General features: G+C 38.7%; 24 protein-coding genes and 1 pseudogene. 8 read left to right on the top strand and 17 right to left on the bottom strand.

Annotation, left to right across the window (positions count from 1 at the left end; translation table 11 throughout):
* Window positions 1–227 precede the first annotated feature (227 nt).
* From pepT to JWR87_RS03375, 3 genes are all read left to right on the top strand, one after another.
* Window positions 228–1,475, top strand: a complete 1,248-nt coding sequence (pepT, locus tag JWR87_RS03385; RefSeq protein WP_297815583.1) for a peptidase T — start codon at window positions 228–230, stop codon at window positions 1,473–1,475.
* Window positions 1,476–2,185: 710 nt separating this feature from the next.
* Complete coding sequence (locus JWR87_RS03380) at window positions 2,186–2,887, top strand: MotA/TolQ/ExbB proton channel family protein (protein WP_297815581.1); 702 nt, start codon at window positions 2,186–2,188, stop codon at window positions 2,885–2,887.
* A 215-nt stretch (window positions 2,888–3,102) separates the two neighbouring features.
* Window positions 3,103–3,510, top strand: coding sequence for a biopolymer transporter ExbD (locus tag JWR87_RS03375; RefSeq protein WP_297815579.1), 408 nt, complete (start codon window positions 3,103–3,105; stop codon window positions 3,508–3,510).
* Between the two features lie 32 nt (window positions 3,511–3,542).
* Here the strand turns inward: JWR87_RS03375 and prmC are convergent, their stop codons facing one another.
* Window positions 3,543–4,403: a peptide chain release factor N(5)-glutamine methyltransferase gene (gene prmC, locus JWR87_RS03370; RefSeq protein ID WP_297815577.1), complete on the bottom strand. Its 861-nt coding sequence runs from the start codon at window positions 4,401–4,403 to the stop codon at window positions 3,543–3,545.
* Window positions 4,404–4,450: 47 nt separating this feature from the next.
* Between prmC and ribD the strand changes: the two genes are divergently transcribed.
* Complete coding sequence (ribD, locus tag JWR87_RS03365) at window positions 4,451–5,503, top strand: bifunctional diaminohydroxyphosphoribosylaminopyrimidine deaminase/5-amino-6-(5-phosphoribosylamino)uracil reductase RibD (RefSeq protein WP_297815575.1); 1,053 nt, start codon at window positions 4,451–4,453, stop codon at window positions 5,501–5,503.
* Between the two features lie 25 nt (window positions 5,504–5,528).
* On the top strand, window positions 5,529–6,134 hold the full coding sequence (locus JWR87_RS03360; protein ID WP_297815573.1) for a YigZ family protein: 606 nt from the start codon (window positions 5,529–5,531) through the stop codon (window positions 6,132–6,134).
* 112 nt (window positions 6,135–6,246) lie between these two features.
* Here the strand turns inward: JWR87_RS03360 and JWR87_RS03355 are convergent, their stop codons facing one another.
* The 7 genes and pseudogenes from JWR87_RS03355 to JWR87_RS03325 all read right to left on the bottom strand — a co-directional run.
* Window positions 6,247–8,235 carry a tetratricopeptide repeat protein gene (locus JWR87_RS03355; RefSeq protein WP_297815571.1) on the bottom strand — a complete coding sequence of 663 codons (1,989 nt, stop codon included), beginning with the start codon at window positions 8,233–8,235 and terminating at the stop codon, window positions 6,247–6,249.
* Between the two features lie 128 nt (window positions 8,236–8,363).
* Window positions 8,364–9,251, bottom strand: coding sequence for a 3-hydroxybutyryl-CoA dehydrogenase (locus JWR87_RS03350; protein ID WP_297815569.1), 888 nt, complete (start codon window positions 9,249–9,251; stop codon window positions 8,364–8,366).
* A 92-nt stretch (window positions 9,252–9,343) separates the two neighbouring features.
* Window positions 9,344–9,883, bottom strand: a complete 540-nt coding sequence (locus JWR87_RS03345; protein ID WP_297815567.1) for a hypothetical protein — start codon at window positions 9,881–9,883, stop codon at window positions 9,344–9,346.
* Between the two features lie 106 nt (window positions 9,884–9,989).
* Entirely contained in the window at window positions 9,990–10,787 is a 798-nt protein-coding gene (locus tag JWR87_RS03340) for a Mut7-C RNAse domain-containing protein (RefSeq protein ID WP_297815565.1), read from the bottom strand.
* A gap of 50 nt (window positions 10,788–10,837) precedes the next feature.
* Entirely contained in the window at window positions 10,838–11,779 is a 942-nt protein-coding gene (locus JWR87_RS03335; RefSeq protein ID WP_297815563.1) for an SMP-30/gluconolactonase/LRE family protein, read from the bottom strand.
* Between the two features lie 194 nt (window positions 11,780–11,973).
* Window positions 11,974–12,477 carry a hypothetical protein gene (locus JWR87_RS03330; protein ID WP_297815561.1) on the bottom strand — a complete coding sequence of 168 codons (504 nt, stop codon included), beginning with the start codon at window positions 12,475–12,477 and terminating at the stop codon, window positions 11,974–11,976.
* A 17-nt stretch (window positions 12,478–12,494) separates the two neighbouring features.
* Window positions 12,495–12,929, bottom strand: a pseudogene (locus JWR87_RS03325) (FKBP-type peptidyl-prolyl cis-trans isomerase); the annotation flags it as partial.
* A 125-nt stretch (window positions 12,930–13,054) separates the two neighbouring features.
* On the opposite strand from JWR87_RS03325, the gene JWR87_RS03320 reads away from it, so the two are divergent.
* Window positions 13,055–14,035 (top strand): potassium channel family protein, encoded by a 981-nt coding sequence (locus JWR87_RS03320; protein WP_297815557.1) that lies wholly within the window; start codon window positions 13,055–13,057, stop codon window positions 14,033–14,035.
* A 15-nt stretch (window positions 14,036–14,050) separates the two neighbouring features.
* Window positions 14,051–14,515, top strand: coding sequence for an acyl-CoA thioesterase (locus JWR87_RS03315; protein ID WP_297815555.1), 465 nt, complete (start codon window positions 14,051–14,053; stop codon window positions 14,513–14,515).
* Between the two features lie 79 nt (window positions 14,516–14,594).
* On the opposite strand, the gene JWR87_RS03310 is transcribed toward JWR87_RS03315, so the two are convergent.
* Window positions 14,595–15,347, bottom strand: a complete 753-nt coding sequence (locus JWR87_RS03310) for a YdcF family protein (protein WP_297815553.1) — start codon at window positions 15,345–15,347, stop codon at window positions 14,595–14,597.
* A 180-nt stretch (window positions 15,348–15,527) separates the two neighbouring features.
* Entirely contained in the window at window positions 15,528–16,415 is an 888-nt protein-coding gene (locus JWR87_RS03305) for a YegS/Rv2252/BmrU family lipid kinase (protein WP_297815551.1), read from the bottom strand.
* A 29-nt stretch (window positions 16,416–16,444) separates the two neighbouring features.
* Between JWR87_RS03305 and JWR87_RS03300 the strand changes: the two genes are divergently transcribed.
* A complete protein-coding gene (locus JWR87_RS03300) occupies window positions 16,445–17,533 on the top strand; it encodes a phosphatase domain-containing protein (protein WP_297815549.1) in 1,089 nt (362 codons plus the stop codon).
* 77 nt (window positions 17,534–17,610) lie between these two features.
* Here the strand turns inward: JWR87_RS03300 and JWR87_RS03295 are convergent, their stop codons facing one another.
* From JWR87_RS03295 to JWR87_RS03265, 7 genes are all read right to left on the bottom strand, one after another.
* Window positions 17,611–18,585, bottom strand: coding sequence for a YihY/virulence factor BrkB family protein (locus JWR87_RS03295; RefSeq protein WP_297815548.1), 975 nt, complete (start codon window positions 18,583–18,585; stop codon window positions 17,611–17,613).
* A complete protein-coding gene (gene mltG, locus JWR87_RS03290; RefSeq protein ID WP_297815546.1) occupies window positions 18,582–19,628 on the bottom strand; it encodes an endolytic transglycosylase MltG in 1,047 nt (348 codons plus the stop codon). Before mltG ends, JWR87_RS03295 begins: the two co-directional genes overlap by 4 nt.
* An 80-nt stretch (window positions 19,629–19,708) precedes the next feature.
* Complete coding sequence (gene secG / locus JWR87_RS03285; protein WP_297815544.1) at window positions 19,709–20,062, bottom strand: preprotein translocase subunit SecG; 354 nt, start codon at window positions 20,060–20,062, stop codon at window positions 19,709–19,711.
* 1 nt (window position 20,063) lies between these two features.
* Window positions 20,064–21,179: a hypothetical protein gene (locus tag JWR87_RS03280; protein ID WP_297815543.1), complete on the bottom strand. Its 1,116-nt coding sequence runs from the start codon at window positions 21,177–21,179 to the stop codon at window positions 20,064–20,066.
* A 19-nt stretch (window positions 21,180–21,198) separates the two neighbouring features.
* On the bottom strand, window positions 21,199–21,747 hold the full coding sequence (gene lptE, locus JWR87_RS03275; protein WP_297815541.1) for an LPS assembly lipoprotein LptE: 549 nt from the start codon (window positions 21,745–21,747) through the stop codon (window positions 21,199–21,201).
* 195 nt (window positions 21,748–21,942) lie between these two features.
* Window positions 21,943–23,208 carry a sigma-54 dependent transcriptional regulator gene (locus JWR87_RS03270; RefSeq protein ID WP_297815540.1) on the bottom strand — a complete coding sequence of 422 codons (1,266 nt, stop codon included), beginning with the start codon at window positions 23,206–23,208 and terminating at the stop codon, window positions 21,943–21,945.
* A 9-nt stretch (window positions 23,209–23,217) separates the two neighbouring features.
* A complete protein-coding gene (locus JWR87_RS03265; protein ID WP_297815539.1) occupies window positions 23,218–23,346 on the bottom strand; it encodes a hypothetical protein in 129 nt (42 codons plus the stop codon).
* Between the last annotated feature and the right edge of the window lies 1 nt (window position 23,347).

The following is a 23,347-nucleotide window of genomic DNA, read 5'->3' as shown; positions in this document are numbered from 1 at the left end:
TGGCACTTTGGCTCAGGTTGATGCATTTTTTCTAATGTTTCAAACATCAGTTTGCTGTTGTTTTTAAGCGACCGAATCTGTTGCCATGAAAAAATTGCAGTATAAGGGAGTGACACAACGAAGACGAAATGAAATACAAATGCTTGCAACAAAAAAAAATAGAACGACAGGTTGGTATGTTTTAAAAGCTTGAATTGATTAAACTAATTTGCTCAAAATTATTTACAATGACTGAGACATACGAGTATACATGTGTTGAAAGATTTTTGCGTTATGTACAGATTGACACTCAAAGCGATCCTCAAAGCTCCACTTCACCCTCAACAGAAAAACAAAAGAACTTAAGTAGCGTTTTAGTTGAGGAGTTAATAGCAATGGGTGTAAAGGATGCACATATAGATGAGTACGGATATGTGTACGCCACCATTGATTCAAATACTGATAAAAACGTTCCTGTCATTTGTTTTTGCAGTCATGTAGATACAGCACCTGATTGCAGTGGCACTAATGTAAAACCTATTGTGCATGAGAACTATGATGGAAAAAATATTGAATTGCCAGAAGATACCACGCAAGTTTTAAGTGTGCAGGAATTTAAATACCTGGAAGAACATGTTGGCGACAGCATTATAACCGCAAGCGGAAATACGTTACTAGGTGCCGATGATAAAGCAGGTGTGTCTGAAATAATGGACTTCACTAATTTCATCATGACACATCCCGAAGTGAAGCATGGGGCAGTAAAAATACTTTTTACACCCGATGAAGAAATCGGCCAAGGAACAGCTAAACTTGATATGGCTAAGTTAGGTGCTGATTTTGGGTACACGTTAGATGGAGGCGAATTGGGAACCCTGGAAGATGAAACTTTTAGTGCAGATGCAGCTATCATAACTGTTCATGGCGTGATTGCTCATCCTGGGTACGCAAAAGATACTTTGGTTAATGCATTGAAAATAGCGGGAGAGATTTTGGCGGCTCTGCCAAAAGAAGAATTCAGTCCTGAAACAACAGAAAAGCGACAGGGATTTGTACATCCTGTGAGGGTAGAGGGACTGGCAGAAAAAGCAACGATTGAATTTATTGTACGCGATTTTACACGAGATGGATTACAGGCAAATGCTTTACGGCTACAACAAATTGCTGAACAAGTTTTGCAAAATCATCCTAAAGCAAGAATGGAGTGTAAGGTGGTTGAGCAATACCGCAACATGAAAGAAGTGCTTGAGCAACATCGGCAAGTGGTTGATTATGCAGAAGAAGCTTATAAGAAAAGTAATCTTGAGGTTCGTAAACAAAGTATTCGTGGTGGTACAGATGGAAGCAGGCTAAGTTTTATGGGTTTGCCCTGCCCCAATTTGTTTACCGGAATGCAGGGAATTCATAGCAAAAAAGAATGGATAGGCGTGAGAGATATGAAGAAAGCCGTGGAGGTGTTGGTTAACCTGGTGCAGGTTTGGGAGGAAAAGAGTTAATGATTCCAACTTTTAATAATATTCAATTTTGTATTCTTTACTCATTACATAAAAAAGGCTGATTTGGCCTGGGCTTTATCTAAAGCTAAAAATCTCACAGATAATGGTGAGATTACTACCACAGGCTTACAATTAAAGTTGTTTGAAGCATATGCAGGAATTGAATAAAACTGAGTAAGCCTTTGTCACTTTTATTTGCTTTAAAATGTCCATCTTTCATTGTAGTAAATTATTCTTTTTCAACCTTGACAACCACGTTATTCTTTTTAGTAAGTAGGCAGAAGCAGTAAAGAAATTTGCCAAATATGGAAAGGAAATACATTGTTTCAAGTCGGCAGCCCTTAGGGGGTTCGAAAATACTATGAAACACCTCGTGGGTATGGTAAAAAAAGTTCTGAAAAGAAGTAAATTATATGCTCATTTGTGTAAAAGCGCCGGCATTTGGCGGTGCTTTTTTCTTTTTATACACATCGATTAGTTATGATAAAAGCGTATAATAGTTTTACTGGTGAAAGGTGGCTGAATAAAAGTAAAAAGTGAAAAAGTAAAAAGTCCTTTTTGCCTCGTAATAAATAAACTTTAAAACTTTAACAGCACCGCAAGCGGCAGAATGAAATCAAAGCATTTACATTCGTTCAACTGTTCTTAACATATTTATCCCAGGGGTGCATTGTAGTTTTTACATTTTCACTCGAAAACAACTATAAAGAATGATGTGGCTATTACTTCAGATTAATCCGCAACTGGCAGACACTACAGGCACCGCAGCAGTAGCGGCAGCAACAGCTCCCGCACAAATTTCTTTGTGGAGTTTATTAGACAAGGGAGGATTTATAATGTATCCCCTGTACCTGTTGTTGGTAGGAGCAATTTTTGTTTTTTTCGAGCGGCTAATTGCCATAAGAAAAGCAAGCAAGATCGAGGATAATTTTATGAGTATGATCCGCGACAACATTATGACCGGTAATCTTTCCGCTGCCCGTACGCTGGCAAAAAATACAAACAACCCGGTTGCAAGAATTATTGATAAAGGCATTCAACGAATTGGTAAGCCAATTGACGCAATTGAGAAAAGCATGGAAAATGTAGGCAAGCTCGAGATGTACAAAATGGAGAGAAACCTCAGCGTGCTTTCCCTAATTGCAGGCATAGCTCCGATGTTTGGTTTCCTTGGTACTATCATCGGAATGATACAATTGTTTTACGGTATCGCCAGCACCGGAAACTTTACACTAAATGATATTGCAGGTGGTATTTATGTAAAAATGATTACTTCCGGTACCGGTCTCATTATCGGTTTGCTTGCTTACATTGGTCACAATGTTTTAACAGCACAAATAGATAAAACAGCGAACAAGATGGAAGTGGCCAGCTCAGATTTTATTGATGTGTTACAGGAGCCGACGAGGTAGGTTATGAGGTGTAGGGTGTAGGGTTTAAGGTGTAGGGTTTAAGGTTTAGGGTGTAGGGTTTTTGAAGTGGTCTTTGGTAATTCTGATTAAGCATTGTTGCGTCGCTCCGTTCAACTTTTTAATATCTGATGGAGCAAGGTTGGAAGTTTGAAAAGATTTTTGAGGAATTAGCAACATCGCTAGGGTTCCTTCAGTTTTAAATATGGTTTTATACAATGAACATTCGTAGCAAATTTAGAAGACATCCCGAGGTGCATACTGGTGCGCTGAACGATATATTGTTTATCCTTTTATTGTTTTTCCTCATTGTATCTACATTGGCTAATCCCAATGTAATTAAGGTTTCAAATCCAAAAGCAAAAAGCGACACTAAGTCAAAGCAAACAGTTGTAATAACCGTCGACAAGGACCAGAACATCTACCTGGGCCAGCATCAAATTGGTATGGATCAATTAGAGACAGATTTAAAAGCTTATTTAGCAAAAGATACTACTACAAAAGCTTCTGTTGTTATCAATGGAGACAGTACTTCTCACCTTGGAACTGCAATAAAAGTAATGCAGGTTATAAAAAAGCTGGGTGCCACGCCGGTTATGGCGGTTGATAATAATGGTGTAAAGTAAGTGCTGTGTTAAAGGCCCGGTTTTAAAGTTTATTACAGTCGTGTTGCCTTTACCATCCTGTCTTTGCCTTGCATATCTTTTTTCAATATCACTTCTGTAAAACCATTTTCTTTAAACAGGTTAACTACATCCTTTCCCAACGCTTCATTAATTTCGGCATAAACACTTCCTTCGGTTTTTAAATGTGCCTTCGCAAATTTTGCTATGGCCTTATAAAATAACAGCCCGTCTTCATCAGGAACAAATAAAGCAATCTGCGGTTCATACTTCAAAACGTTATCGCGCATTGCATCTTCCTCACGCTGCATTATATAGGGTGGATTGCTGACAATAATATCATATTTACCTAATTGGTTCCATTCTTCCTCATTCAAAAAATTAAGGTGAAGAAAATCGACTAACACGTTTTGTTCAATCGAATTTAGAATAGCTACCTGCAAAGCTTCGCCTGACACATCGATTGCCGATACCGCTAGTTCCGGTATTTTTTTTCTCGCAGCAATGGGGATACATCCGCTACCGGTACCAATATCAAGCAAACAAATTTCTTTGTTACCTGTTTTTTTTATGTCGGTTATTATCCATTCTACCAACTCTTCAGTTTCAGGTCGTGGAATAAGCACACTTTCATTTACCCTCAGTTTCATCTCCATAAACCACGCTTCACCTAACACATATTGAATAGGCCGGTGTTGTAATAATTGATCTGTTATTTTTTCTATTTGCGCTTGCTGGTCAGTAGTTACAGGAATGTCTTTATACAAGATCCGATCAATTTTTCGTTGCCCTGTCACGTGTTCTATAACCATATCAGCAATATTTGCCGCTTCCCGGTTTTCGTAAACCTCGTATAACTGTGTTAGCAATTGCTGGTACGCGAGCTGGATAGTCATACTGCAATGCTACTGTTTTTTTAAATTACTTTTGCTGCCTTTCATTTATGCAGAAACACGAATTATACATGAACCGCTGCCTTCAATTGGCAAGATTAGGAGCAGGGCGTGTTGCCCCAAATCCTATGGTAGGTTCCGTGCTGGTGTATGAAGACCGGATCATAGGTGAGGGGTATCACCAGGAATATGGGAAGGCGCACGCAGAAGTGAATTGTGTAAACAGTGTAGGATATGAGGATAAGGCGTTGATTGAAAAATCTGTTATTTATGTTTCCTTAGAACCTTGCGCTCATTTTGGAAAGACACCGCCTTGCGCAAATTTGATCATAAAACATAAAATAAAAACTGTTGTGGTGGGATGCAGAGATCCTTTTAAACAAGTGGACGGAAAAGGAATTGAAAGACTCGAAAATGCAGGAATCACAGTAATTAAAGGGGTGTTGGAAAACGATTGTCAAAACTTAAATAGGCGGTTTTTCACTTTTCATACTAAAAAACGTCCTTACATTATTATAAAGTGGGCGCAAAGTAAAAATCATAAAATAGCAAACGCTGATTTTTCAAGGGTGTTAATCAGCAATGCTTATAGCAACCGGCTGGTACACAAATGGCGAAGCGAAGAGGCAGGTATTATGGTTGGAACGAACACAGCATTACAAGATGACCCTGCATTAAATACAAGAAACTGGACACGACCAAACCCTATAAGACTGGTGGTTGATATGAATGTAAGGCTACCGTCAACTCTACAGGTTTTTGATGGCAATCAAAAAACAATCATTTTTAATGGAATTAAAAATGAAGAGCTGCAAAACGTTACTTATTACAAAATTGAAAAAGAACCGTCTTTTGTACAAGCATTATTAAAAGCGTGCTACAAGTTGAATATTCAAAGTGTTTTAATTGAAGGAGGAAGCAGACTTGCTGAGTCGTTTATAAACGAAAACGCATGGGATGAAGCACGGGTAATTGAAAACACCCAACTGATTATCCACAACGGCTTACCCGCACCACTTCTTTCAAATCATCAATTGATTTCTTCAGAAGCAATTTCCACAGACGTTATTTCTTATTACAAAAACCTGAATAACAAATTGTAAGCGCTTGCAGCTTCTAGCTTCCCTTATGACTGATCAATTACATTATTACACTATAGAAAAACCATCAACTGCTGAATACAAAGAACGTGGAAGCAGGTTTTTAGCTTATGCATACCCAATTCAGTCGGTCGAGGATTTTAAGAGGAATTTGCAGATCTTAAAAAAAGAACATCCTAAAGCTGTTCATCATTGTTTCGCCTACCGCATAGGTTTAGATGGAAATACCTTTAGACTAAGTGATGACGGAGAACCTTCAGGAACAGCAGGCAAACCTATACTAGGGCAAATAGACAGCAAGCAAATAGTAAATGTGCTGGTAGTGGTAGTAAGGTATTTCGGGGGGACCTTACTTGGAGTTCCTGGATTGATAAATGCCTATAAAACTGCTACCGCTCTTGTGCTTCAATTAACCCCTGTCATTCAAAAACAGGTATTGGTAAATTATCTTTTAGAATTTGATTATACCAAAATGAACGATGTAATGATTATTGTTCGACAATTTGGGTGCGAGGTTATAAAGCAGGAAAGTCAACTTTTTTGTTCATTGCAGATAGGAGTGCCAAAAGGCCGGGTAAATGAGGTTGAATTTAAGCTAAAGGAGTTGCAATCAGTGGGGGTTGAGGCTATGTAATTTAAACCAGCAAAACTATTGAAGCCGGTGCTATGGACGATGCAAAATGATTTGTTGATGTACGTACTGCGATGCAGCACTGATTGTTTAAAAAACAAATGCCTGTACCCTACTATAATTCTTTTGAGGGTAGTTTAATTGCAAACGTGGTTCCTTTTCCTTCTTCGCTTTTTACTGTAAGTGCCCCCTTGTTTTGACCAATAAACTCCTGGCACAATGCCAGGCCCAGGCCTGAACCAATTTCGCCTGCTGTTCCGTTGATGGTTACTCTTTCAGTTGTAAAAATTTTTTCTTGCAATTGCTTACTCATTCCAACCCCATAGTCACGAATATAAATAAAGATAGAGGCGTCTAGTCTTCTTACCCAAACTTCAACTTTACCCCCCGAGTGTGAAAATTTGAGTGCGTTACTAATCAAGTTTCTAAGAATGAATTCCAGTTGATCTTCATCGGCAATTAGGCTGCAACCTTGCTCAATGTTATTAACAATAGTAATTGATTTGGCTTGTGCGCTTTGATTTAAAAATCTGCTTACCCGCTCCAGCAGCTGATGGAGCACAATTGTTTTTGGTGAATTATGAAGATTTTGAGATTGAAACTTGCCCCATGCCAGCATGTTGTCCATTGTTTCTAATGTAGATGTTGTTGCTGATTTTAATTTCTTAAGTAGGTCGGTTCTTTCTTCTTTTGAAATATTAATATCTGAATTTAGAAAATCAATAACCAGCAGAATATTGCCGATTGGAGACCGCAAGTCATGGCTAAGAACAGAGAAGAATTTATCCTTAAGGTCGTTTAGTTCCTTTAACTCTTTTTTGCTTTGTAAAAGCAGGTTGTTCTTTCGCTTAATATTTATTAAGCTGAAGATTAGCAGCAGCAACAACAGAGCCCCCAGGGCGACAGCTAGTATAAGATTGTTCCTTTGTTTCGTTTTTAACAAGTTCTCTTTTGTAAGCCCGTCTATCGTGATTTGTTTTCTTTCTAAATCGTGCCCCGCCTTTAGTTTTTCTATTTGGCTATTTTTTTCAGCATCAAATAGGGTGTCTTTTAAAGCAAGCATTTTTTCGTAAAGTAATGTTGCTGTTTCAAATTTACCTTCTGCTTTGCTTACGCTTATAAGCGCATCATAATTGTCATATAAGATGGATTTGTTGTTGAGCTCATCTGCAAGTGCATTACTTGAATCGAGATAAAGTTTTGCCTTGAAGTGTTGTTGCTGATTCAGGTAAAGAGTCGCCAGCCCGTTATACGTTCGCGCTATTTGCTCTTTATTTTTTAGCTGCTTTAGATGGTGCAATCCTTTGTGTAGATTGGAGTCGGCCAGGTTATACTGTTTTAGTTCTGTATACGCCATTCCAAGGTTGGTATAAGAATTGGCTAATGCAGGAAAAGCGCCACTTTCTTCTGCAAGATGTTTCGCCTTTAAAGTAGCGTCTATACTTTTTTCGAATTGTCGGGTAATGCCATAAATAACGCCAATATTATTGTAACTGTGCGCTTGTGAAGCTTTGTCATCCATGCTTTCAGCAAGGGCAATTGCGTTGCTGTAGTTCTGAAGCGATTTGTCATATTCGTGTATCCGTTGGTATAGGGTTCCAATCTTTATATAGCAACTCGCCATACCGCTTTTCATGCTATGTCTTTCGAAAATTTTGAGTGCTTTGAGAAAGTATTGTAGGGCTTGAGTATAGTTTTCCTGCATTCCATAAGTAACCCCCAGGCCATTGTAGACTGATGCCTGGCCTTTTTCATCCCTCAACTCCACGAAGTGTTGCAACGCATCCCGGTAATTCTGATAGCCCTCAGAAAATTTGCCCATGTTTATATTTACCCAACCCTTGGTACTTCTGCTTTCTGCAAGTCCATGTTTAAAATTATGTTTAGCGGAAAGGTTGTAAGCGACGTTAGCAAAAAACAATGCAGAGTCGGGGTTTAGTTTTGACCACCGGTTGGCTATGTCTATGTATAATTTTGCGCGGGAGGTATCGTGTAATACAACCGGTCGTTTTAAAATTTTATTCAGGCTATCAATTTGCAACGATTGTGCTTGTAGTTGCAGGGCTATAAAAAGCCATGTAATGAAGACAGCGAGCGTTTTCACAGTAGGTTAGAGGTTACTATTTTTAAGGGTTGAAATTCCTTGCTGAAGTATATCATCTTCAGCACTCTTCTATAATGCTAAACGCACGTGAATATTGTGCTGGACGTAGCTAATATTAAATATAAGTTTCAAATGAAGCGCTTACTTACTACGGGTTCTTTGCTTTCCGCAGAATAACTATAAAAGCCTTCGCCTGATTTTATTCCTTTAAAGCCAGCAGTTACCATATTAACCAGCAGGGGACACGGTGCATATTTTTGATTTCCGAATCCCTGGTACAATACATTCAGAATACTAAGGCAAACATCAAGACCAATAAAGTCGGCAAGTTGTAATGGACCCATCGGATGTGCCATTCCAAGTTTCATGATTGTATCTATTTCTGTTACTCCGGCAACACCTTCATATAAAGTGTAGATAGCCTCGTTAATCATTGGCATTAGTATTCGGTTAGCAACGAAGCCCGGGTAATCGCTTACAACGCTTGGCACCTTCCCCAGTGTTTTGCTGAGTTCAACTATAGTATCAGTTACCCCTTGTTTTGTTGCATAACCATTTATTATTTCAACCAACTTCATTACCGGTACAGGGTTCATAAAGTGCATACCTATAACCTGTTCGGGCCTTTTGGTTGCTGCTGCTATTTTGGTAATGGAAATGGATGATGTATTGCTGGCAAGTATGCAATGAGTTGGAGCGTGTTCATCTAGTTGCTTAAATATATTTAGTTTTAGATCAACGTTTTCTGTTGCTGCTTCTATAATAAGATCAGCGTCTTTCACTCCTTCGGCAACAGAAGTGGATAAGGTAAGATTGGCGAGCGCCTTTTGTTTAGCGTCTTCCGTAAGTATTCCTTTTGATAGTTGCCTTTCAAGATTTTTACGAATGGTCGCCAAGGCTTTTTCAAGTTGCTCCTGCGATACATCGACCAACTTTACAGTAAAGCCGTTTTGAGCAAAGACATGGGCTATTCCGTTACCCATAGTGCCTGCCCCGATAACCGAAATGTTTTGCATGATGTATAGTTATAAAATGAAGATTTAAAACCGAAAGTAGGAAAATCGATACCTTAATGGAGATCTTTTTAGTGCAGCCATCACTTGCTGTATTATTGAACACTGATGCTAATCTTTACATTTAGCTTTAAGTATTTTTTGGTGGGCTTTCTGTTCTTCCAAAAAAGATTGTACGACAAATGCGTACCTCTTAAATAGTTACTGATGTCTGGTGTAGCGGAGGGAGTAACTGTAATTGAATCGGAATAAGTCTCCGGAAAATTTATAGTAGTAATGTCGGTTGAAGCCGTATCAGCATAAATGCGCATACGGGCAGTTTCAAAGTTTGAAAGATTCGTCTCTTCATCTGCATTCAAAGCTTTGATGACCATTTTTTTAATTCTTACAAAATGAACTGCACCTGCTCCAAAGGTATTGGCCGTGTTTGCCTTAATCGTACTATCCATATTAATATGTGTCTTTAAAGCACCTACAGGAATTTCTTCATCTGTGACAACCGGTAATGGCGGGACAGTAAGATTTATATCGGGAATATCAACATTAAATGCAGGTAGCAGCTTTTCTTTTATCTGGTTGCAGGTGCAGCTTACAAACATCATCAATACAATTAAAACGGGCGCTGCATTTTTCATAGTTGCTTCCTTTACATTTTAATTTGCAATAGCTATACCAGTAGGCGGATGCAGAAGTGAAGGTAATAGCGATCTGGTAGATTTGATGCTGTAAATAAAGCTGCTTTTATATTTGAAGTACAAGTGAGTGACACAACCAAAGTAGCCATGCAAACAAATGCTTGTTACAAACATTATAAGTCTTCATCTTCTCGAGCATGTTTTCGTAATGTGAACCTTTCCAGTAAACTTTTCTGCAGCCCCTACACTGGTAAAACTCATTGAAATATTCTTTTGTTTGCGGCGGCAGTTGTAACAAAATCACTTCTTTCTGAACCGGTTCTATATCTCCATTACATTCAATGCATCTTATAAACGGTCTAATACTGCCAGCAAGGTTGTATCTATTAACAACTTCGAACAATTGCTCATTTACATGTTGCGATCTTAGCCAATATCCCCATTTTATTTTCTTCTGTTTTAGCAGTCCAATGTCACGCGTAAGCACTACACGGTTTTCTCTTTCTGCAATATACGCGACCTGCTGATTGCTGAAGTTGTTTTGATAAACCGTGTTGATACCCCACATTCGTAGTTGCCTGGCTAATTTACCTGCATGCACGTCTGCAATAAAACTTATAGGAAGCGGTAGGGTAGGGCTAATAGAATGTTTGGAAGGGCTTGAGATGTTTATAGGGGGAAAAACATCAGCCATGTCATTTGCATTAAGCGCGTAGGAAAAATCAACGGGCAAGCTGTTTACTACAATTTCATCTACTTCAGTATGTGGTATTCCGATGGCTTCAATTGCATCTTTAATGGAAGGGTTACCATTAAAATGATATTCGATAACGCAGTTTTTATTAGCAGGTGAAAGAAAATCGTTGAGGGAATTGTAAAAACGAAAAACTGCAGCGTTTTCCATAATCATAATAGTAGTTGGCGAAAACTATCCAATTGATATTGTCAGAGTGTTTATTTTGAACCCACTCCTTTCACTTTCAGGGGAACTGTATAAACTGCCTGGGAAGCAGTGATAAATAATTGATCTTTATTTTTTCCACCAATACAAACATTAGCCGACCATTTTTCGGGAATAGCTATATATTCAATTTTTTTACCGTTCTTATCATAAATAGTTACTCCGTTACCAGACAAATAAATGTTGCCTTCCTTGTCAATCGTCATTCCGTCTGAACCCTGTTCTGCAAAAAGTTGACGGTTGCTTAGCGTACCGTTTTTTTCAATGCTATATTTATAGGTTTTATTTGCGCCAATGTCGGCCACATAAAGGGTCTTTCCATCAGGGGAACCGATTATTCCATTTGGTTTTTTAATAGTGGAATCGACAGGAATTGGCTGTGTTGCATTTTTAGGAAGATAATATACTCTCTCTGCCGCTATACGTTCGCCAGGCCTTGTCCACCAGGGACGTTTGTAAAGAGGATCGGTAAAATAAAGACCACCTTTAGGATGCACCCACACATCATTTGGCCCATTAAGTAATTGACCTTTATAATCAGACATTAAAACGGTCACTTTCTTTTGCGGGTCAATTGACCACATTTCATTCCGTTCATCTGCGCATGAAATTAGATTTCCCTTTTTGTCAAAATACATTCCGTTCGATCGGCCTGTCTTGTCCATAAATAAGGTCAGGTTACCATCGGTATCATACTTCCAGATCTTATCGTTGGGCTGGTCCGTAAAATAAATATTTCCCTTTTTATCCGCGGTTGGCCCTTCAGTAAAAGAAAATTGTTTTGAGATCAACCTAGGCGTAGCCCCATCAGCCACAATCTTTGTTTCCTGCATAATTTTTGTCGTATCCGCATTCTGAAAACACCAGCCAGTAGTAGTAAGTGACATGAAACTAAGAACACAAAAAACAGGTAAGAACTGGTAGCGATATTTCATTGCAAGATTATTTTAAAATGTAAGAAAGCAGGTTTCTAATTAAGTAGGAAGTTTTTTTAGTAGCCAGGCTAATAGCAGCCTTAAGACTTTTGTTGCGTCGCACTCTTCAACCAATTATTCTTTATTGGGCAAACAGGTAAAGCGCCTTTTTTGACCTAAATCCAAAATCGTAATCCTCTGCTATTAAGCCGAGGCTAAAATTCAGGACCGGCTGCTATTGTCTTTTCATTAAAATTACCTCTAAAAAAGCTAACCTGTGTAACGCTGGTACTTTTTGGAACTGCTGCCACCACCATTGGCGTCTGCAAATAGGTCTTAATAGAACTGGTATCTGTTACAGTATAGTAAACCCGCAATTCATTCCCCATAATTTCTGCTTTATTTATACCTGGCGAGATCACTCGTTCGGTTGGCTTCATTATGATTGCGATAACAGACTGGCTAGAAAAATCCGGGACGATAACCGTCCCGGGAGAAGATTTGGTCATATGAAACTTCTTATTAAACTCATTCGAATTACGAATGAAGATATAATTAGTAGTATCCTTCCACAACACATCAGGATTAAGTAGATAACTATGCAAAGTGACAAAACCTATAGCAGACGAAGTGGCTTTTGGGATACTAACACAGGCCATTGTGCCTGTAATAAAGATAGCCCCGGCTGTAAATCGTTTTATAGCTCCTAAGCTCGTCATAAACTTACATTATTAAACTAACCTATATCCAGTAACTCTACATCAAATATTAAAGTACTGTTTGGGCCAATAACAGCGCCCGTTTGTCTTTCGCCATATGCAAGGGAAGGATGCAGGAACAAACGGTACTTGCTTCCTACAGACATTAATTGCAAAGCTTCTGTCCATCCTTTGATTACCATATTTAAAGGGAATGTTGCCGGTTGACCCCTTTGAACTGAGCTGTCGAAAATAGTGCCGTCAATCAATGTACCGTGGTAATGGCATTTTACTTTGTCTGTAGCTTTTGGCTTTGCACCGCTACCTTCAGTTAATACTTCGTATTGCAAACCACTTGCAGTAGTTTGAACACCTTCTCTGCTTTTATTTTGTTCAAGAAAATCCTCTCCTGCTTTTAAATTAGCAGAAAGCTTATCACCCTTTGCCTGGTTAAGTTTATCGAATAATGACATAATAGATTTTTAGAGGGTGCAAGGTATCGAAAAACCTTTGTTGGAAGTTTGGACGCAGGGTTATATTTTAGTTGAAATTAATGTGAGTGAACTTCAGGAGGTTGACTTTTCTAACATCTTTAATTGTGCTGGTAGTCGTTCTGGGAACATCCGGCTTCATGTTTATTGAAGGTTATACTTTTCTCGAAGCGCTATACATGACTGTTATAACCGTTAGTACAATCGGTTACAGTGAAGTTCATCATTTAAGCAATTCAGGCCGCGTATTCAACATATTTCTTATCGGCTTAAGCCTTATTACAACTGCCTTTGCCATTACTATACTTACAAGGTATGTTGTAGATGGAGAAATCAATCTTTACTTTAAAAATCGCCGAATGAATACAGCTATTAACAATCTTGAGAATCATGTTATTCTTTGCGGTTATGGTCGTAATGGAAAACAGGCTGCAGTTACACTATGCCAACACAAGGTGCAGTTCGTTGTCATAGAAATAAATGTAGATCGGATTGAGCAAGACATCCTTCGTGGAAGGAAATTGCTGTACGTTAAAGGAGACGCAACTGAAGACGAAACGTTGATACGTGCAGGCATTAAAAAAGCTAAGGCTCTAATTACAGCTTTGCCCGAGGATGCCGATAATGTATTTATCGTGCTAACGGCACGTACCGTTAACAGTAACATTCAAATTATTAGCCGGGCATCACATGCAAGTTCAGCTCCTAAGTTAAAAAAGGCTGGAGCTGATAATGTTATTTTGCCTGATAAAATTGGTGGCATGCACATGGCTACACTTGTTACCAAACCAGACGTAATAGAATTTATAGACTATCTGTCCGGAGCCGAGGGAGAGTCAATACACCTGGAAGCTGTGGGTTATGAAGTATTGCCTGCTAGTTTAAAGGATAAACCTTTACACGAAATAATGGCATGGCGCAAGACAGGCGTAAATTGTTTGGGGGTAAAAAATGCAGAAGGTAAATTTGTAATCAATCCACCGGACACTACTGCAATCACTATAGGCATGAAAGTAATTATTTTAGGAACCAAAGAACAAATTGAGGCCATGAAAGGAAATGTTGAGGTAAGTAGTATCAATAGCTAAAACGAACAGGCAATAATGAATTATAGCAAACCCGTAGAAATTAGATGGAGTGACCTGGACCCCAATTTTCACGTAAGACATTCTGTTTACTATGATTTTGGTGCTTTTATAAGAATGGCTTTTCTAGCAGAGTTTGGGTTGAGTACAGAAGTATTAATGCAACAACAACTAGGGCCGATACTATTTAGGGAAGAATGTTTATTTAAAAGAGAAATTCATTTTAAAGACGTTGTTTCTATCAATCTTGTTTTAAAGCAATGTACTGCTACCTATAGCCGTTGGACAATGCAGCACGAGATTATAAAAAATGGAGATATTGTGGCTGCAGTTATTACTGTTGATGGCGCCTGGATGGATACGGCAAAACGTAAACTAAGAGTGCCGCCGGAGTTTGTTATACCAGCTATGGAAAAAGTACCCAGAGCTGCAGATTTCAAAACGATTGAAAGAAAGCCTGCAGGTGAAACAAATAAGTTATAAGTGTACCTGTTTGTTTATGCGTTTTCTGCTAATACCCGTTCTTACAACTTAGCCTATATGTTTTACCACATTTACTTAACTATGCTTTGTTGAAAACGCTATATCCAACTACTCCCACCACCTCCTTTAGGTAGGTGCTCCAACTTAAAATAGTACCAACTTTAGGAATGAAATAATCAAAAAAATAAAACTCTCCTGGAATAACATAATAATTGCAAGGGTAAGAAATAACAGCAAGCCCGGCTTTTTTAAAAACCCTTTCTGCGCGGGGAATATGCATAGCTGAAGTAATTAATACAAAAGGCGGTTGCAGGCGTAGCGAGTCAATTATTGTTTTAGTAAACGTCGCATTTTCGAATGTTGATCGTGAAGCATTCTCAACTATTATATCATTTGGAGGAATACCCATTTCAATCATTTTCTTATATTGGAAGTCTGCATCTTTAGGCTGGTTAGGTCCGTTGCTTCCTCCGCTGATAATGATTCTTTTAATTTTTTTGGTTTTATATAAGATGCAGGTTTCTATGAAACGGTCTGAAGACATATTGAAATAACCACGACCATACTTGTCAAAACTTGAACTTCCGCCTAATACAATCCCTGCTTCATAAGGCACCCTGTTTACCAGGTCTGCCGGCCTTGGCTGCCATGCATTTACCAGACTACTGTAGATAAAACTGTTACCGAAGAATAATACCAGGAGTATTACAATTATGGTAAGTCTTTTCCTGGCAATTTTTGACCTGGAAAGAAATATCCATATTAACAGAGCAATTATCCAATTTTCAGGGGCTATAAAAAAGTATGTAATTTTTGAAATTAGGGTAAACATTGATCGGGTTTAAAAAAGGAAAGGAACCTTTTTCAATTTATTAAATTCCAGCTTTTATTACAGAAGAAGGGAGTTGTTGCATGATGAATAAAATGTACAAGAGTGCGACGCAAGAATGCTTCATTAAAGTGCAATGCCGGATAAAAAAAATAGTTAGTTTTTATCGCTCTAAGTATTTTATCAACTCCCTTCAGGCACCAGAATATTAAGTTGACCGGGAAGTATTTTGGCCGACACCTGTTTTACTTTGCCTATGTATTCGCCGTCCACCTGGAAGTGTACTTTTTTGTGTGTATAAATGTTTACCGCTTCAGCCTGTATAACTTCTATTTTTTTAGGATCAAGGGTTTTAGGTGTGATCCATCTTTTTAAAAGCGTTCCAATGCCAATGTGTTTTATAATCACCACTTCAAAAAGACCATCATATAAATCGCCGGTTGGATTTATAACGGCACCTGTGCCGTATTTACTTGCATTGGCCAGTACCACCATAAAGGCATCCCGCTTTATCTCGCCCTCTTTTGATTTTAGAATAACGCGAATATTTTGGGGATTAAAAAGTACTTTCAGTGCCACTTTTGCGTAGCCAAGTTTTCCACGCATATTTCCTTCTTCAAAATATTTTACCAGTCGCGCATTTAATCCAATATCGCTAAGGTGAAGGCAAAGCTGGTTATTAATAGAGATGGCATCGGCTTTTTTAACCCTGCCATTTTCAATAATTTTTAAAGCTTCTTCTACATTCTCAGGAATATTTAATTCCCTTGCCATACCGTTGGCTGAGCCGGCAGGCACAATTCCTAAAATAATATCTGTATTTAAAATTTTTTTTGCGACCATACCCACGGTTCCGTCGCCACCAACAGCAACTACTATCTGTGGCTTTAGCTGCTCAATACGTTTCTCTAAGCACTGCGCATTATTTTTGTCGTTTAATAAAAAGACATCAATCTTGTGTGGAAGTGGCGCAAAGAATTTTTCAATTGCATCCTGGTGATCTTTCTTATCTCTGCCGCCTGAGATTGGATTGACTACAAACAAAATAGTAGTTATTGTTGTTTGCATCATTTTATTTTAATTTCATTTGTTTAGTCATTATGCAAATTACCGAACCTGGAACCAAACCTTCTTTTGTTGAAAAATTAGAAAAGAAGTTACTTATTATATTCAGACTTACCAACGAACCGGTGGTAAAAGTATATCATGGATACGGAAATGTATCACAAATGATTGTCTTTGGCCACGTTTTTAGTTTAAGCCCTTTACCCCGTAAAAAATATAGAAAAAATTTCTGGACAAATACATTTGCATTGCTTCGCTCGTTTATGGTCGTTCGGGTACCTGATGTTGCGGTACGAATGGTATGGGGCGAGACTGTTTGTGAAACTACTACTGCAAAAGATGGTTTTTTTCGTTTTGAATGGAAACACCAGGCGCCTATGGCGCCGGGCAGTTATAAAATTCAGGTACAATATTATTCAAAGGAAACAAACGCTGTTTATGCCACGGGCATCGGCTCAGTTATCATTCCTTACGTTAACCAGTATTCGTTTATTTCAGACATAGATGATACATTTTTAATTTCTCATTCATCAAACATTAGAAAGAGATTGTATGTGCTTTTAACAAAAAACGCCCACAGCCGTAAGCCTTTTGAAGGTGTTGTAAATCATTACAAATTACTTGCTAACGCACAAACTACCGTAAACAACCCGAACCCTTTTTTCTATGTCTCCAGTAGCGAGTGGAACCTGTATGATTTTATAAAAGAGTTTACAAGAAAGAATGAGTTGCCCGAAGGTGTCTTTTTGCTAAGCCAGATAAAACGACTTGCAGAAGTCTGGAAGACCGGTGCTACAAAACATTCTACCAAATTTATGCGTATTGCCCGTATTCTCGAAGCTTACCCTACCCAGCGTTTTGTTTTATTAGGCGATGACTCGCAGCAAGATCCGGTTATTTATGCAGGTATTGTTACCCATTTTCCGGGTCGGGTGGTTAGTGTGTATCTAAGGCATGTGTACGAGAAAAACCTAACGAATGTAAAAGAAGAAATTAAAAAGATTGAGGCAGCCGGGGTAGAAGTTTGTCATTTTGTGCACAGCAAAGAAGCGATCGAACATTCTTATCGCATTGGCATAATTAGAAAAAATGAAGAACAAACGGCTTTACAAGCAATTGTATAAGTGTTAATTTTTGGTTACAGGCAGTCATGCTTACCTCGGCGTCGTTGTGTCACTCACTTGTACTTGTATCTGCTGTTTCAAGGTTTACCTACTTGCAGCTTTAGCAATTCCTTTTCATTCTTTTCCTTAACGTAAGACTTCAAAAATGTAATACTAAGGTTTAGTTCAAACCCAAGAAGCAGGATGAAGGAATTCAGGTAAATCAGCAGCATGAAAATTAGAATGGTGCCGAGCGACCCATATACTTTGTTGTAATTAGTAAAGTGGTTTACCCAAAAAGAAAACGCATACGTAGTAGCAATCATCATAAAAGTGGCAAGAACAGAACCGGGGGTAACGAGCGGCCATCTTTTTTTAACTGAAGGAGCATATTTGTAAATAAATGAAATGGAATAGAAAAATAACGTTACTGTAAAAGTCCACCTCAGGATAGAAATCCACAACACATCAGCGCCTTTCAGTTTCAACCATTTTATAATGTAGTCAAATAAAATGCCCTGACCTATCAGTAATAAAATTGTTCCCATCAATAGTCCTAAAACAACGATAGTAAGTCTTATGGCTTTTATTCTCTTTCGTATAAAATTTCTTCGTTTGTGTTGTTGGTAGATAGCATTATCGAAAGTGCGGATTATGCTAAGCATTGCATTTGAAGCATAGAAAATGACCAAGACAAAACCGAAAGACAATAGACCAACGCGAGGGGTATTTAAAAAATCCTGCAGAAAACTATTTACAAAGTTGTAGGAGTTTTGATTCGGTGCTACATGTCTTGTTAACCTTAGCAGTTCTCTTGTAAACTGCTTCGAAATAGGCATATAGGGTATTAAGGTGAAAATGCAGATCAACACAGCAGGAATGGCCATTGCAAAATCAAATGAGATAGATTTCGCCCTGCTATTCAGCCCCGATTTTTTTACCTGTTCTAAAAAGAAAACAAAGGCATCGTACAAAGGCACCCCATGAAAACCCGGCAGAATAATTTTTTTACTGGTACGACCAATAAATGAAGCAGGCTTCGATTGTATTATAATCCGTTCAAGCTTGGTCACAAGGCATTTTTAGCTGCGTTTTGTTTCCGTAAGATTAGCTCATCAAGCTTTTTCTGGTATTCTTTAGCATGTTGCAAATGCTCAGCATAACTAGTGCTGAATGTATGATGGCCCGAAAAATCGCTTCGTGCCACAAAAAACAGGTAGTTCGTTTTTGGAGCATTTAATACAGCATCAATTGTTTTTGATGATGGGGTACAAATTGGCCCCGGTGGCAATCCCCTGTTTCTGTAAGTATTATAAGGCGACACTACCTGTAAATGTTTCTCATAAATTCTTTTCAGACTAAAATCATTTAAAGCAAACTTAATTGTTGGATCTGCACCAAGTGGCATTCCCGTTCTAAACCTGTTTATGTAAACGCTGGCAACGTTTCCTTTTTCATCCTGTTGGTTGGTTTCCTCTTCGACAATTGAGGCAATGGTATAGATTTGATCGGTAGTAAACCCTAGTTTTTCTGCTTTCTCTAACCTATGATTTTTTTTCCAAAAGCTTTCGCTTTCACTTTTTAGCCTTCTGAAAATCTTACCCGGCGAGGTGTTCCAGTAAAAGGTATAAGTATTTGGTATTACTATCGTCATGAAAGTATTTTCATTTACTTCCAGTTTTGCGGCACTATCAGGGCTGCTTACAAACTGGCTTACTTCAACAGAATCTGCCTCAAAATTCTTTGCAATAACAGCGGCAAGGTCGCCTTTCGTTCTAAGTTTATTAATAACCAGCTTAACAGCAGTTTGCCTGTTGTTTCGCAGCATTCGCGTTATATTTAAAAGGCTTTCTCCTTTTTTTATTTCAAATCTTCCCGGTTTCAACCGTTTCCATACACCGGTTTTTTCAGCCACCATTGCAAGTAATGCCGGATGTTTTACGAGGTCGTAGTCTTTTATAAAAGACATTACCGAAGCTTTGTCAGCCTTTCCCGTATAAACCAACAAGTACTTTCGATCTTCATTAAATGCCGTTGCACTTCCTAGTAACAGGTAGGCAGAAACTCCGGCAACAAAAACAATGAGAATAAAAAGGAGTATGAGAATTTTTTTCATAACGAAAACTGACTAAAATAAATAAAAAGCCCTGTCTGATGTTGAGACAGGGCAAATATATTAAAACAGCGTGTTAAGCCTTATTTTGTTTGATTAGAAGCGGGAGGGGCGGTTTGCTGTGGTGTTGTAGCAGGCGCTTGTCTTGAGGGGGTTGTGCCCTGGCTCGTATTAATTTTATTCAAAATGTCGTTATCGTTGCTACCGCTGCTACCTGTCATAAAAAAGGTAGAAAAGACACACAACAAAGCTATCAGGGCAGAAAAAATCCAGGTTCCTTTTTCAAGTACATCATTGGTCTGTTTTACACCCATAAATTGGTTATTAAAACCTGCTATGCTTCCTGCTAGTCCACCGCCCTTTGGGTTTTGAACTAAAATGATAAAACCAAGAACCACACTAGCCAGTACAATCAGAATAAGAAATAAAATTGTCATCTCAGATACCTTTTAATTTTTTTATCTTGTCGGCAAAGTAAGCGCTTTTGTGGGGATTCAAAAAACTTAATTTGTTATATAATTCGATCGCTTTATCTTTTTTGCCTTGTTTCTCCAGCACCGAGGCCATGGCTTCGGTAACAACTTCGCGCACTGTATTTGAAGAGTCTGCGATTTGTTGAATGTCTGCGTCTGTCTCTGTTTTACTAATTACCTCGGTTGCATCTTCAGGCCCTAATTTTTTCATGTGCCTTAACCAATGAGTGAATTTTTTTAAATTCTGACCCAATTGATCCTGCGGGTTCTGATCCAACTCGAGCTTAATGCCTTGGGAAGCAAAATAATCGATCGTATAATATGGGTCTATTGTAATAGTAGCATTGTTAACATCAGCATCCGCCTCTTCACTGGAAGCGTCGAGCATAGCTTTGATGTTTCGAAACATCCGGTCGTGCTCATCGTCCGGTTCTTGCTCGTCTTTTTCGGTTCCGTTTCCTGTTTCTTCTAAAAATTTTTTTGTAACGTCATCCGACCCGTGTGTTACTCCAGCCATTTCTTCTTCTTGCTCAGTAACTTCTGATTGCGCGGCCGGGGATAACCCGTCCTGAATACTTTCTGCAGGCGTATCTGTAGTTGGTATGACTGCAGAAAGGTCACTGATAAAACTTTCGGTGACTTCATTTGGGCTTCTTGTTAAAGAGGCTATTTCTTCCGCAGCTTGAGGAACAGCTTCCGGCGGTGTTTCTTCGTTTTTCGAAGTGGCTTCGTCTATGGGTGCTTCAACTATAGGTTGGTCTTCTAGCGCCCCGAGCGCTACAATTTTATCAGAAATAAAAGTTGTGTCTGATAAGGCAGTCGGGCTGTTTTCCTGAACGAACTCTTGCCCCGTCAACTGATATTGCAGCCAATAAGGGTTGGGAAAGTATAAAGCTGTTTTTTGAATCTGTAGCTGATACTCGCGCTCGTTTTCCCCTTTTAGCTTTTTTGCCAGCAAAAAATGACTTACAGGAAAATACGGGCTCTCTGCTACCAATTTTTGCAGATCATCAACTGTTACAGCATCTAAGTTTTTATTGCCAGTAAGATAGTGGAGCACTTTTTCGGAAGCTTTGTTCATAAGGTCAAAATATAATTAGCTACCAATTGGAGAAAATGCGATTAAAGATTTCGTCACTTAAATTTCGAAGAATCTCATCGCGTAACTGGTTTTCGGCTTGTTGCCGGGTAAGGTTAGCCGAAAAATCGAAATTTCGGCTGACATCATATTCCTCAGTTTTAGCAGTAAGCGTATTGCGAAATGTAATATGAACACCTATTGTAAGCCTGTTTGTAGCTGCCTGCTGACTAGAAATACCCGCCGTTGTAATATTGTTTTCAGAAATGTAACCGCTTATCTGGTAATGTGCATCTTCATTATTTGTTCGGGTAAGTCTTGTCTGTCCGGTTATTTTTTGTTCTACCCTGTCTCTTAGCTGAGGTGCAAGTTGGGGATCAACATATCTTGCTTTGTTATCAATCATTCCGATTTTTACAGTTTTTACTTCAGGTGGAATGCTTACATCTTTAAAAGAATAAACGCTGCATGATGAAAGCAGTAGCATTAAACAGAAGGAAGCAAGAAGTGGAAATTTCGTGTTCATAAATAATTCGGTGATAAGAACTATATTTTTATTTTGAACGTTCATATTGTAATACTTTGGGCCAAAGCAACACTACTTAAAGGTTAAGGTAGATTATTTAGAAAAGCAGCGATGCCATGAAAAACTTAAAGTATAAGTGAGTGACACAACAAAAGATGAAAAGCGTACCGCTGCCTGTTCCCCAAATTGAATTTGTTCTTTTAAAATGCTTACAACCTTGTTCTGCATATATACTTAAAATCATTCATCAATATCGTACTCTTTCAACTTCCTGTATAATGTTCGTTCACTTATTCCGAGGTCGCTTGCTGCGTCTTTTCTTTTGCCTTTGTGCTTTTTTAAAGCTTTAATAATTAGTTCCTTTTCCTTATCCATAATATTTAGCGACTCTTCTACTTCTTCGTGATGATGGATGTCGTCGAAAATTACCGGCTGGGGATGACTAATTACGTTGGACTGAATGGCTGGTTGCTGGTGTTGCTGATGCTGATACTCATTATTAGCAACAGGACTATAGTCGTGAAGCAGCGTCTCGCGTGCATAAGCAACCGTTGCATTTGAAGGCGAAGGGTTTTGCAACATTTCAAGAAACATCTTTTTTAGTTCTGTTACATCCTTCTTCATGTCAAAAAAAAGCTTGTACAAAATCTCGCGTTCATTAGCAAACTCGTGCCCTGCCGCAGTACCATTGTAACTGCTGGCTAAAACGGGTAGCCTGTTCATATTTGCCTCCGGCAAAAACTGTCTGAGTTGTTTAGCAGCTATTAATTTTTCTGTCGTCAGAACCGAAATTTGTTCTGCAATATTCTTTAGCTCTCTTACATTACCTTTCCATGGGTAGGTGACTAACAGCGATTTCGCTTCTTCATCTAATTGAACAGGAGTCGTTTTATACTTTTCGGCAAAATCAATTACAAATTTTCTAAACAGCAGTATAATATCTTCCTGCCGGTCTCTTAGTGCCGGCACCCGGATAGGTACCGTACTTAAACGATAATACAAGTCTTCACGGAACTTTCCTGTTTGGGTAAATTCAAGCAATTCGCGATTGGTAGCCGCTATCACTCTCACATCAGTTTTTTGCACCTTAGATGAACCAACCCTGATGAATTCGCCCGTTTCTAAAACACGCAAAAGCCTGGCTTGCGTTCCTATCGGCATTTCGCCGATTTCATCAAGAAAAATTGTTCCACCGTTAACAGTTTCGAAGTATCCTTTGCGGCTGTCAACTGCTCCTGTAAACGATCCTTTTTCGTGGCCGAATAATTCAGAGTCAATTGTGCCTTCCGGTATCGCGCCGCAGTTAACTGCTATAAAAGAATTGTGTTTTCTTGACGACAACGCATGAATGATGTGCGAAAAAGCTTCTTTACCAACACCACTCTCGCCTACAATAAGCACGCTTAAATCTGTTGAAGCCACTTGTACGGCAACACTTAATGCATGATTTAAGGCGGCGCTGTTTCCTATTATTCCAAATCTGTTTTTAATTACTTGAAGATCCATTGTATGCATTTAATATAAATCCAATCTTTCCCTTCGGTACTTGTCAGGTTTGTTAACCGGGTTCAGCTCGTCATCAATAATATTTGTATTGAATAACGATTTATGAGGGGGTGTAAACAAAGCATTACATAAAGCCATT

The sequence above is a fragment of the Segetibacter sp. genome, from assembly GCF_025963695.1.
GTDB lineage: Bacteria > Bacteroidota > Bacteroidia > Chitinophagales > Chitinophagaceae > Segetibacter.
The sequence above is the reverse complement of the archived record's forward strand: the minus strand, read 5'-3'. Positions and strand labels throughout refer to the sequence as shown.

What these genes read in the sequence shown, in the direction of transcription:
- pepT (WP_297815583.1), top strand. Translation starts at nt 228, where the DNA reads ATGACTGAGACATACGAGTATACATGTGTTGAAAGATTTTTGCGTTAT.
- JWR87_RS03270 (WP_297815540.1), bottom strand. Translation starts at nt 23,208, where the DNA reads ATGGATCTTCAAGTAATTAAAAACAGATTTGGAATAATAGGAAACAGC.
- JWR87_RS03360 (WP_297815573.1), top strand. Translation starts at nt 5,529, where the DNA reads ATGACTGATCAATTACATTATTACACTATAGAAAAACCATCAACTGCT.
- JWR87_RS03315 (WP_297815555.1), top strand. Translation starts at nt 14,051, where the DNA reads ATGAATTATAGCAAACCCGTAGAAATTAGATGGAGTGACCTGGACCCC.
- lptE (WP_297815541.1), bottom strand. Translation starts at nt 21,747, where the DNA reads ATGAACGTTCAAAATAAAAATATAGTTCTTATCACCGAATTATTTATG.
- JWR87_RS03310 (WP_297815553.1), bottom strand. Translation starts at nt 15,347, where the DNA reads ATGTTTACCCTAATTTCAAAAATTACATACTTTTTTATAGCCCCTGAA.
- secG (WP_297815544.1), bottom strand. Translation starts at nt 20,062, where the DNA reads ATGACAATTTTATTTCTTATTCTGATTGTACTGGCTAGTGTGGTTCTT.
- JWR87_RS03350 (WP_297815569.1), bottom strand. Translation starts at nt 9,251, where the DNA reads ATGCAAAACATTTCGGTTATCGGGGCAGGCACTATGGGTAACGGAATA.
- JWR87_RS03280 (WP_297815543.1), bottom strand. Translation starts at nt 21,179, where the DNA reads ATGAACAAAGCTTCCGAAAAAGTGCTCCACTATCTTACTGGCAATAAA.
- JWR87_RS03300 (WP_297815549.1), top strand. Translation starts at nt 16,445, where the DNA reads ATGCAAATTACCGAACCTGGAACCAAACCTTCTTTTGTTGAAAAATTA.
- JWR87_RS03335 (WP_297815563.1), bottom strand. Translation starts at nt 11,779, where the DNA reads ATGAAATATCGCTACCAGTTCTTACCTGTTTTTTGTGTTCTTAGTTTC.
- JWR87_RS03330 (WP_297815561.1), bottom strand. Translation starts at nt 12,477, where the DNA reads ATGACGAGCTTAGGAGCTATAAAACGATTTACAGCCGGGGCTATCTTT.
- JWR87_RS03305 (WP_297815551.1), bottom strand. Translation starts at nt 16,415, where the DNA reads ATGATGCAAACAACAATAACTACTATTTTGTTTGTAGTCAATCCAATC.
- JWR87_RS03380 (WP_297815581.1), top strand. Translation starts at nt 2,186, where the DNA reads ATGATGTGGCTATTACTTCAGATTAATCCGCAACTGGCAGACACTACA.
- JWR87_RS03265 (WP_297815539.1), bottom strand. Translation starts at nt 23,346, where the DNA reads ATGGCTTTATGTAATGCTTTGTTTACACCCCCTCATAAATCGTTATTC.
- mltG (WP_297815546.1), bottom strand. Translation starts at nt 19,628, where the DNA reads ATGAAAAAAATTCTCATACTCCTTTTTATTCTCATTGTTTTTGTTGCC.
- JWR87_RS03345 (WP_297815567.1), bottom strand. Translation starts at nt 9,883, where the DNA reads ATGAAAAATGCAGCGCCCGTTTTAATTGTATTGATGATGTTTGTAAGC.
- JWR87_RS03375 (WP_297815579.1), top strand. Translation starts at nt 3,103, where the DNA reads ATGAACATTCGTAGCAAATTTAGAAGACATCCCGAGGTGCATACTGGT.
- ribD (WP_297815575.1), top strand. Translation starts at nt 4,451, where the DNA reads ATGCAGAAACACGAATTATACATGAACCGCTGCCTTCAATTGGCAAGA.
- prmC (WP_297815577.1), bottom strand. Translation starts at nt 4,403, where the DNA reads ATGACTATCCAGCTCGCGTACCAGCAATTGCTAACACAGTTATACGAG.
- JWR87_RS03340 (WP_297815565.1), bottom strand. Translation starts at nt 10,787, where the DNA reads ATGGAAAACGCTGCAGTTTTTCGTTTTTACAATTCCCTCAACGATTTT.